The following is a 12,786-nucleotide window of genomic DNA, read 5'->3' as shown; positions in this document are numbered from 1 at the left end:
TAACAAACAGAGGTATTGAGTGGGCTCTTTTTAGCGCTTTTTCTCTTTTCCTTTTTTCTCATGGTAATTTTCATGGGAATTGCCGTTAGGGAAAAGAGAAAGAGGGAAGAAGTCCTTTTCAGGGTTAGAGAGGAAAAGAAAAAGGAAAAAAAAGCTCAATACATAGATAGGTCAAAGTTACTTGGTAGAGCTCTCAGCCTTATAAAGGAAGGAATTGTTATTATGGACCCTTACGGAAGAATCGTATTTACAAACAGGTTTGCAAGGGAACTCCTTGGAATAGATGAGAACGATACAGGCAAATTTTTTTACCAGGTAATAAAAAATTTCGACGTAGTATCACTGATAAACGAGGCCTTCAACGAAAGTTACAGAGTATGGAACGATAAGAAAATTAACGATAGATACGTTCAAGTTATTTTTGGTTCAGACCTCGATGAAAAAGTTCTCCTCCTAATTGACCAGACACCGATGAGAAAGTACGAAAACTTAAAGAAGAACTTCATAGCTAATGCTTCTCATGAGCTTAAAACCCCACTTGCAGCACTTAAGATATCCTTAGAAACTTTAGAGGATGTTTGTAGAAGAAACGAAAGGGCGATTAAATACATAAAAAAAGCTCAGGAGAGGATAGAATACATGGAACAGTTAATCGAAGACCTTATAACCCTTTCCCTCCTTGAAAGCACAAATTTAACGTTAAAGCCGAAAAAATTGAAACTTTTACCAATTATAAACAGTATTACAAGCCATCTAATGGAAATAGCTGAGAAAAGAGGTATAACATTTTCTGTCAACGTTGATGAAAATACTGAGGTTTGTGCAGACAGAAAACTCCTCCATGCAGCACTCAAGAATTTAATAGACAATGCAGTAAAGTACAACAGAGATGGGGGAAGGGTTGAAATAACCTACATAAAACACCAGAATGAGGATGAAGTGAGAGTGTGTGATACCGGCGTTGGAATTCCAAAGTCACACATTCCCTTCATATTTGAGAGGTTCTACAGAGTAGAGAAGTCAAGGTCAAGGAAAATGGGAGGAACGGGATTAGGTCTATCAATCGTTAAATTAGCCGTAGAAAAGTTAGGGGGAAAGGTAAGGGTTGAAAGTGAAGAGGGAAAGGGCTCTTGCTTTTCTATTATTCTGCCAAGGAGGTGTGGTATTATTAGCACCGACGATTAGAATCGGGGGTGGAATTGAGGCTAATCATAGTACTGTTTTTAACGTTAATCACTGCCTTTTCCGGATATTCTCAAGCTACAGAGAAGGAAAAAATTATAGAAAAAGTTGAAATTATAGGTAATGAATCCGTTCCCAAAAGTACGATTCTTTACTACATATCTGAAAAACCTGGAAGGGAATTTTCCCCTAAAGCAGTATCCGAAGACATAAAGAGACTCTTTAAATTGGGGTATTTTGAAAACATATCTGTCGATGTAAAGGAAGGAAAGAGGGGACTTATCTTAAGATACTTTGTCAAGGAGAAACCCATTATCACGGATATTGTATTCAAGGGAAACTCGTCCATATCGAGTAAAAAACTGAAGGAAGAACTGGGACTTGTAACTGAAGAGGGAGAGGAGACTAAACTTAAAAAGCCTCTTGATTACAAGTACTTGGATACTCTAAAGGAGAAAATCCAGGAGATTTACCTCAAGAAAGGTTTCCCCGGAACTGAGGTCTACTATACAATAGACAGGATTTCTCCCACAAGGGCTGTTGTTACGTTTATTATAAACGAAGGAAGGAAAGCAAACGTATGTGAGATAGAAATTAAGGGAAATAAAAAGATTAGCTCCGGTGATATAAAAGATGTCCTTCTAACAAAGGAGAAATCCATTCTCCACTTGAGGTTTAATGCACCCCTTTCAAGGGAAAACCTTGAGGAGGACGTTAAGAGGATAGAGGAGCTCTACAAGGAAAGGGGATACTTGGACGTTGAGATAGGAGAACCAGAAGTCGTCAGTATGGGTAACTCCTGCTACAAGGTAGTTTACAGGATACTTAGAGAGGGAAAGCCTTACAGGTTTGGCAGAATCAGGTTTGTTGGAAACAAACTGTTCTCCTCAAAGGACTTTCTAAAGTTGGATAAGAGAATTCGCCCCGGTAAGAGGTACAACCAGAAGGAGATTGAGAAACTAAAAAGGAAAATCGTTAGAAAGTACGGAGAGATTGGCTTTATATTTGCAAATGTATCTCCAGAGGTTTCCCTCAACAGGGAAAAACATACGGCAGATGTCACTTTTTACATATATGAAGGAGAAAGAGCCTACGTTAGGTGGATTAACATAACCGGTAACGTTGCAACGAGAGACAGAACAATAAGAAGAGAGTTGGACCTCTACGAAACTGGGATATTCAACACGGTACGCCTTGAAAGGTCTATTAGGAGACTGTTCAATACAGGATATTTTGAAAATGTTGATGTTAAGCCAAAAGTAGTAGGAGGGAGCAACAAAGTTGATGTAAAAGTTAATGTTAAGGAGAGATTGACGGGAGTATTTTCAGTAGGAGCAGGTTACAGTTCTGTTTCAAAGCTTGTTGGAATGGTAAGTGTTTCAAAGGGTAACCTCTTTGGAACGGGAGACTCAGGCTCTGTTAACCTACAGTTTGGTTCAAGGGTTTTGGACTTCTACATCAACTACAACCACAGGTGGTGGCTGGATAGACCGCAGACTCTCTCTACGAGTGCTTACAACAATAGGTATGAGTACTTTACGTACACTTCGAAAAAGACAGGTGTTTCAGCTCTCGTAAGTAGGAGACTGTGGGAGGACTGGAAGGTAGGATTGGGATACCTGATAGAGAGGGACAAGATTACGGATATCGATGAGGATGCCCCTGAAATTGTCAAGGATGAGGAAGGAACGGAAACAATAGGAATGTCAACCTTTTTTGTTTCAAGGGACTTAAGGGATAATAAGTTCTTACCCCATAAAGGGGATTACTTTAAATTAACCACTCAGTTGGCAGGAAACTTCTTAGGTGGGGATAAGGACTTTTACAAGTTAGTTGGTGAGTATGCTTACTACTTTAACTTTAACGACCTGCCTGTTGATTGGGAGCTCCCCTTCATTGCATCGGTCCACGCGAAAGTAGGTTATGCAGATGCCTTTGGAAATACGAGTAAACTTCCCATTGATTATAGGTTCTACGTTGGAGGTGATACGAGCGTTAGGGGATTCAAGTGGGGTGAGGCCGGTCCTAAGGACAGAAATGGTGACCCTGAAGGTGCAAACAGGGAGTTAATTTTCAATTTTGAATTAGGCTACGATGTAACAAGGATGTTGAGGCTCATAGGCTTCATCGATGTAGGTGGCGGCTGGTGGGACGAGTATAAATTGGGCGATATGAGGAAGTCTGCCGGTATAGGACTCAGGGTTTTAACACCGATGGGACCAATCAGGCTCGATTTGGGTTGGAAGCTTGACAGGAGGAGCGGAGAGAGCTCCTCAGAGTGGCACTTTGGAATGGGAAGTTACTTCTAAATAATGGAGGTTTTTATGAGAAAGGGGCTTTTAACAGTTACAGCTCTACTTTTGGCAACATTTGTAAATCCAAATATTTCTCTATCAGCGGAGAAAAAGAACTTAAATGTAAAAAACTTTGCAGTTTACTACGTGGATATGCAGAAAATTATCAATGAATCAAATAAAGGTAAGCAGGCAAAGAGCTTAATAGAGTCAAAGATTAATCAGGCAAAGAGCAAAATAGAGAAGATGAGGAAGGAGATTGAGAAGATTAAGCAGGAACTCCAAAGCCCAGTTCTGAGCAAGCAGGAAAAGGAGAAGAAGGAGGATTTGCTTCAGCAGAAGATAAGGGATTTACAGAGATTTCAGCAGGATGCTCAGATGGAGGTTGCCAACTTAGAGAGGAAGTACACAACCGAAATTATTAAGGAAGTTGTAAAACTCATTCAAAACTACAGAAAGGAAAAGAACATTCCTATGATTGTTGAGGTGAGGGAGGCAGGAGTAATAGCTGCCGATGAGAAGTACGATTTAACAGATAGAATAATCAAGCTCTACAATGAGCAGGCAGGAAAATGAAGTTAGAGGAGATAGCAAAGGAGTACAACTGCAAACTTGTAGGTGACGGTAACGTTGAAATAGAGGGAATTTCGGAAATTCACAGGGCAAAGAAAGGTGACTTAACGTTTTTAACAAACCCTAAATACAAAAGGTTCCTCAAGGAAACAAAAGCCTCGGCAGTTTTAACAGGTAGTGTCATTGAGGGATTAAAAATTCCTCAGGTTGTCTGCGAGGAGCCCTACGTCGTATTTGCCAAGCTCCTTCAGAGATTTTATCCCGAAAATCTCCCAAAGCCGGAAATTTCTGAAAGAGCAACTATTTCTCAAAATGTAAAGATTGGAAAAGAATGTTACATAGGTGACTTTTCGTACATAGGTGAAGGTACAGAAATTGGAAGTAACGTTTTTATTTTCCCAGGAACGTTTATTGGAAGAAATTGTAAGATAGGTGATGGAACGGTAATTTTTTCAAATGTAACAATTTACGATAATTCCGAAATTGGAAAATTTGTCAGAATCCACTCTGGAGCTGTTATAGGTTCTGACGGATTTGGTTATGCCTTTAGCAAAAAAGAGGGAAAAATCTACAAGATTCCCCAGGTTGGAAGGGTAGTTATCGAAGACTTTGTAGAAATTGGAGCAAATACGACAATAGATAGAGGAACCCTTGGAGAAACCGTAATTGGAGAGGGGACGAAGATAGACAACTTAGTTCAAATTGGCCACAACGTAAAAATCGGAAAGTACTGCTTTATTGTCTCACAGGTTGGAATTTCTGGAAGTACAAAAATTGGTGATTTCGTTACGTTGGCTGGTAAAGTAGGTGTAGCGGGTCACATTGAGATTGGCAACAACATAACGGTTGCAGCAAAGTCGGGAGTTACAAAAAGCTTGAAGGAGCCAGGTGTCTATGCAGGGTTTCCTGCCAAACCTTACAGGGAGTGGAGGAAGTTGCAGGTACTTATAGACAGACTTCCCGAAGTCTATGAAAAAATAAAGAAACTTTTAGGAGGAAACGGTGGAGTTTCACGTTAAGGATTTATCACTTGCCGACTTGGGAAAGAACAGGATTGAATGGGCAGAAATGGACATGCCCGTTTTAAGGAAGGAAATCAGGAAGAGATTTGTTGAGGAAAAGCCACTCAAGGGCATTAGAATTGGGGCATGTCTTCACGTTACAACAGAAACTGCAAACCTAATGAGGACTTTAAAGGAAGGAGGAGCTGAGGTTTACCTGTGTGCTTCAAATCCCCTATCCACACAGGATGATGTCGCAGCAGCACTCGTTAAGCACTACGACATTCCCGTATTTGCAATAAAGGGGGAGGACGAGGAAACATACTACATGCACATAGAGGAGGTTCTTAAGAGAAAACCCCACATAACGATGGATGATGGAGCAGATTTAATATCTACTCTTCACATGAAGCACCAGGACTTGATTCCAAACGTAATTGGTGGAACTGAGGAGACAACTACAGGAGTTATTAGACTGAAAGCAATGGCAAAGGATGGAGCTCTCCGCTACCCTGTTATTGCAGTTAACGAGGCAATGACGAAACACCTCTTTGACAACAGGTACGGAACAGGTCAGTCAACGATAGATGGAATTTTGAGAGCTACAAACAGGCTTCTTTCAGGTTCAATCTTCGTTGTTGCCGGTTACGGCTGGTGCGGTAGAGGCGTTGCAATGAGAGCAAGGGGAATGGGAGCTGAGGTGATAGTTACAGAGGTTGACCCAATCAAGGCAATAGAAGCAAGAATGGACGGATACAGGGTTATGCCTATGGAAAAGGCTGCTGAAAAAGGAGATATCTTCTGTACAGTTACTGGGAACATTCACGTTATAAGGAAGGAACACTTTGAAAGGATGAAGGACGGAGCAATAGTTTGTAACTCCGGACACTTTAACGTTGAGATAGATATTCCGGCTTTAGAGTCCTTGGCAGTTGAAAAGAGAAGGGTTAGGCCTTTTGTTGATGAGTACAAACTTTCCGATGGTAGGAGAATTTACCTATTGGCCGAGGGAAGACTCGTCAATCTCTCTGCAGCTGAGGGGCATCCGGCGTCTGTTATGGATATGAGCTTTGCAAATCAGGCACTTTCAGCTGAATACATTGTTAAGGAAGGGAAAAATTTGGAGCCTAACGTTTATGTGGTTCCCGAGCATATTGATAAGAAGGTTGCAGAACTTAAGTTGAAAGCCTTAGGGATAGAGATAGACCAACTTACAGAGGAACAAATAAGATATCTAAACTCCTGGGAGATGGGCACTTAGTGTATAAAAGGGAGGGTACCCTCCCTTTTAATTTCCTTTCTTTGTCTTGGCTAACCTTACCTCTCCCGTTTCAGGGTTGTATTCAATTCTCGGAAAGAGGATTCCACCCCTTTTGACTTCGGTTCCCGGTTTAAAGCCTCCCCATGAATTGAAATCACTAATTCGGAGTTCCTCAGCTTTTTTTCCGAGGTTCAGGAGTTCAGCCATTTTCTCTGCTGAGTCCGGCATATAGGGATAGACAAATGCCGTTATAAACCTAAGGGACTCAACCATGTTGTAGAGAGCTCTGTCAAGCTCCTCGTTCCCCTCCTTGTTGAGCTGCCAGGGAGCTCTCCTATCGATGTAGTAGTTAACAAAACCTACAAACTTCCAGATTTCGTCCAAAGCCTTCGAAACTTCACCTTTTGGAATGAGTTCTTTTACTCTACCAAGTGTTGAAAGAGCCCTTTCTCTAAGCTCAACGTCAATCTCCCTCTCTTCTCCCTTGGATTCGGGAACGATACTGCCCCTGTACTTCTTTACCATCGATAGGGTTCTATTAAACAGGTTCCCTAAGTCGTTTGCAAGTTCACCGTTTATTCTGTTGACAAGTTTTTCGTATGAAAAGTCTCCATCGAGCCCAAAGGGAACTTCCCTAAAGAGGAAAAACCTTATTTGGTCAACACCAAACTTATCTACAATCTCAAAGGGGTCAACAACGTTCCCCTTAGATTTACTCATCTTTTCCCCTTCTACAGTCCACCATCCATGGGCAAAAACCCTTTTTGGCAGAGGAAGCCCTGCAGACATTAAAAAAGCAGGCCAGTAAACTGCGTGAAACCTCAAAATGTCCTTTCCAACCAAGTGTAAATCCGCAGGCCAGTACTTGTTGAACCTTTCGGTATCATCGGGATAGCCAACAGCGGAAAGGTAGTTTGTTAGGGCATCAAACCAAACGTATATTACGTGTTTTTCGTTAATCGGTACGGGAATTCCCCAGGTAAAGCTCGTCCTTGAGATTGAGAGGTCCTTCAATCCCTGTTTTACGAAGTTTATAACCTCGTTTCTTCTAAACTCAGGGGCTATAAATTCAGGATTTTCCTCGTAGAACTTTAAAAGCCTATCCTGATACTTACTCAACCTAAAGAAATAACTCTCCTCCTTTACTCTAACCACTTCCCTCTTACATGCTGGACACAACCTTCCATCGATTAAGTCCTTTTCCGTGTAGTAGGTTTCACAAGGTATACAGTACCAACCTTCGTACTCTCCTAAGTATATGTCCCCGTTTTCGTAACACTTCATAAAGATGTGCTGAACGGCCTTTACGTGATAAGAATCCGTCGTCCTAATGAAATGGTCGTAGGAGATGTTTAGCCTCTTCCAGAGCTCCTTGAACGTTGGAACGAGTGAATCAACAAACTCCTTTGGGGACATTCCCCTTTTTTCTGCAGCCTGTTGTATCTTTTGGCCGTGTTCATCTGTACCTGTTAGGAAGAATACGTCTCTTCCCAAAAACCTGTTAAACCTCGCAATAACGTCTGCAGCTGTTGTTGTATAGGCATGCCCCAAGTGGGGCTTATCGTTAACGTAGTATATAGGTGTTGTCACGTAGAACTTTTCCAATTCTCCCTCCTTAGACGGGAACGTTAAATTCCCTTAGAACCTCGTTGAGAGAGGTCTTCTTGTCCGTTGATTCCTTCCTCTTTCCAATTATGAGGGCGCATGGAATGTGGTACTCTCCTGAAGGGAACTTCTTAACCCTCGTTCCCGGTATAACAACGCTCCTTGCAGGAATCCTTCCCCTGTACTCAACAGGCTCATCTCCCGTAACGTCGATAATTTTCGTTGAGGCAGTTATTACAACTCCAGCGCCTAAGACTGCCTCCTCCTCAATAACAGCTCCCTCAACAATTATGCACCTTGAACCGATAAAGCAGTTGTCCTCAACTATTACTGGAGTTGCGTTTGGTGGCTCTAAAACCCCTCCTATTCCTACACCACCGGATAGGTGAACGTTCTTTCCTATTTGGGCACATGAACCAACGGTTGCCCAGGTATCAACCATTGTACCAGAACCTACATAAGCTCCGATGTTTACGTAGGACGGCATCAGAATAGCACCAGGCTCTATGTAGGAGCCGTACCTCGCAGTTGCCGGGGGAACTACTCTAACTCCCAATTTATCCCAGCCCTTTTTGAGGGGAATCTTGTCGTAGTATTCAAAGGGTCCTACTTCCATAACCTTCATCTCTGAAATTGGGAAAAAGAGGAGTATTGCCTTTTTAACCCACTCGTTAACCTTCCAGTTTCCAACACTTACTCTCTCAGCAACTCTAACCTTTCCTTTATCTAAAAGTTCAATTACCTCCCTTACCGCATCCTGGTACTTTTTTTCCTTTAAAAGTTCCCTATTTCCCCAGGCTTCCTCAATGAGTCCCTTCAGTTCTTCCATTTTTACCTCCAAGGTTTTGTGGAGATTGAATTATATATTAAAGACTGCGTAGACTGGTGCGTGGTCTGATGGGAGGAGATTTTCCCTCTTTTTCCTGGCCTCGTAATCAATATCACACTCTAAACACTTTTCAAGTAATGGCTTTGTTACAAAGATGTAGTCGATTCTCAATCCTTGATTTCTGTTAAAACCTCCCGTCTCTATATCAAACCATGAGTACTTTCTCTCATCTGGGTGTTTCTCCCTGAAAAGGTCGTAAAGTCCGAAGGAGAGGAGCTCTTCCAAAGCTTCTCTCTCATCGTCCATAAATCCCGGTCTGTTCTTCCAGATTGTCGGGTCGTAAATGTCCATTTCTGAGCGGGCAACGTTAAAATCGCCCAAAAGAATTAGGGGGTAATCGGGAGAAAACATATTTTCAAGGAGAACCTTTAACTTTGTGAGGAAGTAGATTTTATAAGCATGTCTCTCCGTTCCCCTCTTTCCACCCCTTGGAACGTAAACGTTAATTACAGAGAATCCGTTAAATTTTGTTATTAGAACTCTCCTTTCATCATCCTCTCCGTCCGGCCATCCCTTAAAAACTTCCTTTGGTGAAATTTTTGAACAGGTTGAAACTCCATTGTAGGCCTTCTGTGAGTGAACGGAGCACCTGTATCCGATTTTCTCAAAGTAGGAAAAAGGATAGAGCTCCTCCTCTACCTTCACCTCCTGCATTCCTAAAACGTCAGTTTTTGTACTCTTAAGCCAGTTAATAACTAAAGGGAGCCTTACCCTTATTGAGTTGACGTTCCACGTAGCTATTTTCATGACAGGCCTTTGAAGTTGTTTGCAAGGAGAACTCCTGCAGCCTCAATTTCTGCAGCTATTTTGTCAAGCTTTTTGTTAAATATGTTGTACATGGCAATTGCTGGAATAGCAACTATCAGTCCCATAATGGTTGTAAGGAGAGCTTCAGCTATTCCCGCAGAGAGCTCCTGAGGGTTTCCCATCCCAGTTCCGCCTGTCAGAGCTCCAAATATCTTAACCATCCCCAAAACGGTTCCCAACAGTCCCAAAAGGGGAGAGGTTGCTGCAGTTATCGCAAGTAGTGCCATTCCCCTTTCAAGCTCAATGAAGTGCCTCCTTGCACTAACTTCAAAAGCGTGGAGGAAGTTTTCCCTCGTCTGTTTTCCCATGTTCTTTATTGCATCGAAAACGACCGCCGAAAGGAGGCTCCTCCTTCTCTTACAAAGCTCTACAGCATCCCCTATATTTCCCTGTCCTAAAAACTCAACCAAGAGTCTCAAATCGTCCTTTGGAACCAACTTTCCCAATCTCAATACGTACAGCTTTTCAAATACAATGGCCAATGAGACAATGGAAAGAAGAAGTATGAGATAGCCCGATATTCCCGCCTTGTTTAAGAGCTCTACTCCTCCCATTCAATCCTCACATCCTCTGGAAGTTTCCTCGCAAAAATTAGGTATGCAGTATGGGCAGGCATTCTGTCCTCAGGCCTCAACCTCTCAGGCACCCTCTTGTACTTTCTAAGTAGAATTTCACTGACCTCAACGTCCATAAATGGATGTTTTTTCAGTTCCTTAAGCGTTTCAATTACCTGGTTCACGGTAGGAACTAAAATTCCCAAAAAATGGCCCGTTTTAAGGGCTCTATAGGCCTTATCTACGTATAGCCATGGTTCTCTAACGTCTAAGAAGAGGGCATCGGCAGATTCAACCTCATCAAACCCTTCGGATATATCCCTGTATTTTACCTCAACTCTACTTTCAAGGTTCAACTTTCTCAGATTTGACAGGGCGTTCTTTATAAACTCCTCCCTTCTCTCATAGCTAATAACCTTACCATTTTCTCCCACTGCCTGAGCGAATACTGAGGTAAGAGCTCCACTACCTATGCCGCTCTCAACTACTGTATCCCCAGGTTTAACGTTGAGCCTCAAGAGGATGTACCCTGCATCCTTGGGGTAAACAATCTGTGTCAGTCTGTTCAGTTTGTTCATTATAAACTCATAGATGGAAACGGGGAGAATTACGTAGGAAAATCCCTTGTGGGTTTCTATCTTCGAACCGTAGGGTTTTCCTACAATTTCACTCAGTTTGACCTCTCCTCTGTCCGTGTTGAACTTTCCCTTTGCCAGTGATAGGTTTAAGAAGTACTTCTTTTTCTTCTCTGGGTCAAAAAGAATAACTGTGTCGTTTTCCTTAACTCTTTCCATCTCTTCCTTTTTCACCTAATTTAACTATTATTATTGGCTTTCCAAAGTAGATTCTGTTATTCCTAAGCCTGTTAATCTCCCTAATTAGCTTTGGATTCACTCCAAACTTTCTCGCTATCAGAGTAATAGTTTCCCTTCTTTTTGGAACATAGATAAAGATTTTTTTTGACTTTGCATACTTCAATAAGTGATAGTTTCTTATTGATTTAGACGGAAGGTATATGTAGTAGTTTGGAGGAACGATGTTTCTCCTAAAAAACCTGTTGTACTTTTTTACCGTTGAATAGCGAACGTTTAGGGCTTTTGCTATTCTCCTAAGGGTTGTTCTGCTTTTTACTTTTATCGTAACTAGTGTTTCCTTACTTCCATTTCTCAGTATGTTACTTCCCTTTACAACAGAAAGAACGGCGTAAAATTTTGGAACGTAGTTGAGAGTTTCATCGGGAAGTTTCGTTAAGTCCCAAAAGTCTGCATTCCCTAATTTCTTTAACCTGGTCTTAATCCTTCCGGGACCTGCATTGTAGGCAGCTATTGCCAAGTCCCACCTGTGGAAGATGGAGTAGAGCTCCTTTAGGTATTTAGCTGCAGCTTTTGTTGACTTTATAGGGTCAAATCTCTCATCGATTAGCCAGTTGACCTTAAGTCCGAGCCTTCTTGCAGTTGAAGGCATAAGCTGCCAAAGCCCAGCAGCCCCGGCCTTTGAAACGGCCGATGGGTTCCCTTGGCTTTCTACAATGGATAGGAGAGCCAAGTCCTCAGGAATTCCCTCCTTCCTAAAAATTTCAACAATTTTTGGATAGAAAAGCTTAAATGAGTCAATTTGTGAAAGCAGTTTTAGTTTATTCCACCTATTTTTGTAGTAGGAGAGCCAAAACTGAAAGGCCGGTTTGTCCCAGGGAATGTCCAACAACGTTTCACAGGAATTTTTATTAAGTGAACACTCAAGGAGAATTTTAGACTCGGTATAAACAGAGTCCTTCAAGCTATGGGAAAGGGAGGGGAGAGGAAGGAGGGAAAGAGAAAGAGCGGTAAGGAAAAGTTTACGCATTATTCATAACCTCTTCAGGCATATCAAAGTTAGAGTAAACCTCCTGTACGTCGTCCAAGTCCTCAAGAACCTCTAAAAGCTTCAAGACTTTTAAGGCGGTTTCACCCTCTACTTTAGTTGTAGTTGTTGGGATGAGGTCTAACTTGGCCTCCTCTATCTCTATTCCACTGTTTGAAATCCCCTCCTTGACCGTTTCAAGCTCGGAGGGCTCTGTATAAACTACAAACTTATCGTCCTCCCTCACAACGTCCTCTGCTCCGGCCTCAATTGCGGCCATCATAACGGTCTCTTCGTCGTAGTTTTCAGCCGGAATGAGGATTACTCCCTTTCTCTCAAACATCCACGAAACGCAACCTGAAGTTCCTAAGTTTCCTCCGTGTTTTGAGAAGGCGTGTCTCACCTCGGCTGCGGTTCTATTTCTGTTGTCTGTTAGACACTTAACGATTATTGCAACTCCTCCGGGTCCGTAACCCTCGTAGGTTACCTCTTCGTAGGACTCCCCTGCAAGCTCTCCTGTTCCCCTCTTTATAGCCCTCTCTATGTTTTCCTTTGGCATGTTAAACTTACGGGCCTTCTCTATTGCTGCCCTTAGACGTGGATTCTTTTCAGGGTCTCCTCCACCCTCCTTTGCAGCCACTGTAATTTCCCTTGCAAGTTTTGTAAAGATTTTACCCCTCTTGGCATCCTGTGCTGCCTTTTTATGTCTAATGTTTGCCCATTTGGAGTGTCCAGCCATCCTAACCTCCCAATTGATTGCTACAGAGAATATAAACCTGTG

The 12,786-nt window shown here is 42.2% G+C and carries 12 protein-coding genes; 5 read left to right on the top strand and 7 right to left on the bottom strand.

Annotated features, from left to right (window positions below; genetic code table 11):
- Positions 1 to 60: 60 nt before the first annotated feature.
- Genes FN732_RS02610 through ahcY form a run of 5 tightly spaced genes read left to right on the top strand, consistent with a single transcriptional unit; the run spans position 61 to position 6,311 of the window.
- Positions 61 to 1,185, top strand: a complete 1,125-nt coding sequence (locus FN732_RS02610; protein WP_142934558.1) for a sensor histidine kinase — start codon at positions 61 to 63, stop codon at positions 1,183 to 1,185.
- Between the two features lie 14 nt (positions 1,186 to 1,199).
- Entirely contained in the window at positions 1,200 to 3,491 is a 2,292-nt protein-coding gene (gene bamA / locus FN732_RS02605) for an outer membrane protein assembly factor BamA (RefSeq protein ID WP_142934387.1), read from the top strand.
- A 15-nt stretch (positions 3,492 to 3,506) separates the two neighbouring features.
- Positions 3,507 to 4,052 (top strand): OmpH/Skp family outer membrane protein, encoded by a 546-nt coding sequence (locus FN732_RS02600; RefSeq protein WP_142934385.1) that lies wholly within the window; start codon positions 3,507 to 3,509, stop codon positions 4,050 to 4,052.
- Positions 4,049 to 5,068, top strand: coding sequence for a UDP-3-O-(3-hydroxymyristoyl)glucosamine N-acyltransferase (lpxD, locus tag FN732_RS02595; RefSeq protein WP_142934383.1), 1,020 nt, complete (start codon positions 4,049 to 4,051; stop codon positions 5,066 to 5,068). The genes FN732_RS02600 and lpxD overlap by 4 nt, the downstream gene beginning before the upstream one ends.
- The gene (gene ahcY / locus FN732_RS02590) at positions 5,052 to 6,311 is read left to right on the top strand and encodes an adenosylhomocysteinase (RefSeq protein WP_142934381.1); all 1,260 of its coding nucleotides are present in this window, start codon (positions 5,052 to 5,054) and stop codon (positions 6,309 to 6,311) included. Before lpxD ends, ahcY begins: the two co-directional genes overlap by 17 nt.
- A gap of 27 nt (positions 6,312 to 6,338) precedes the next feature.
- On the opposite strand, the gene metG is transcribed toward ahcY, so the two are convergent.
- From metG to FN732_RS02555, 7 genes are read right to left on the bottom strand one after another with little or no spacing between them, the layout of a single operon-like run.
- The gene (metG, locus tag FN732_RS02585; protein ID WP_142934379.1) at positions 6,339 to 7,916 is read right to left on the bottom strand and encodes a methionine--tRNA ligase; all 1,578 of its coding nucleotides are present in this window, start codon (positions 7,914 to 7,916) and stop codon (positions 6,339 to 6,341) included.
- A gap of 10 nt (positions 7,917 to 7,926) precedes the next feature.
- A complete protein-coding gene (locus FN732_RS02580) occupies positions 7,927 to 8,745 on the bottom strand; it encodes a 2,3,4,5-tetrahydropyridine-2,6-dicarboxylate N-succinyltransferase (RefSeq protein ID WP_142934377.1) in 819 nt (272 codons plus the stop codon).
- A gap of 30 nt (positions 8,746 to 8,775) precedes the next feature.
- Complete coding sequence (gene xth, locus FN732_RS02575) at positions 8,776 to 9,552, bottom strand: exodeoxyribonuclease III (protein ID WP_142934375.1); 777 nt, start codon at positions 9,550 to 9,552, stop codon at positions 8,776 to 8,778.
- Positions 9,549 to 10,166: a MotA/TolQ/ExbB proton channel family protein gene (locus tag FN732_RS02570; RefSeq protein ID WP_142934373.1), complete on the bottom strand. Its 618-nt coding sequence runs from the start codon at positions 10,164 to 10,166 to the stop codon at positions 9,549 to 9,551. The genes xth and FN732_RS02570 overlap by 4 nt, the downstream gene beginning before the upstream one ends.
- Complete coding sequence (locus tag FN732_RS02565) at positions 10,154 to 10,960, bottom strand: tRNA (adenine-N1)-methyltransferase (RefSeq protein ID WP_142934371.1); 807 nt, start codon at positions 10,958 to 10,960, stop codon at positions 10,154 to 10,156. Before FN732_RS02565 ends, FN732_RS02570 begins: the two co-directional genes overlap by 13 nt.
- Complete coding sequence (locus FN732_RS02560; RefSeq protein ID WP_142934368.1) at positions 10,947 to 12,008, bottom strand: lytic transglycosylase domain-containing protein; 1,062 nt, start codon at positions 12,006 to 12,008, stop codon at positions 10,947 to 10,949. Before FN732_RS02560 ends, FN732_RS02565 begins: the two co-directional genes overlap by 14 nt.
- Positions 12,001 to 12,744: a YebC/PmpR family DNA-binding transcriptional regulator gene (locus FN732_RS02555; RefSeq protein WP_142934365.1), complete on the bottom strand. Its 744-nt coding sequence runs from the start codon at positions 12,742 to 12,744 to the stop codon at positions 12,001 to 12,003. The genes FN732_RS02560 and FN732_RS02555 overlap by 8 nt, the downstream gene beginning before the upstream one ends.
- Between the last annotated feature and the right edge of the window lie 42 nt (positions 12,745 to 12,786).

This window comes from Balnearium lithotrophicum, from assembly GCF_900182585.1.
In the GTDB taxonomy this organism is placed as follows: domain Bacteria; phylum Aquificota; class Aquificia; order Desulfurobacteriales; family Desulfurobacteriaceae; genus Balnearium; species Balnearium lithotrophicum.
This window is presented reverse-complemented; position numbering and strand designations above follow the sequence as displayed.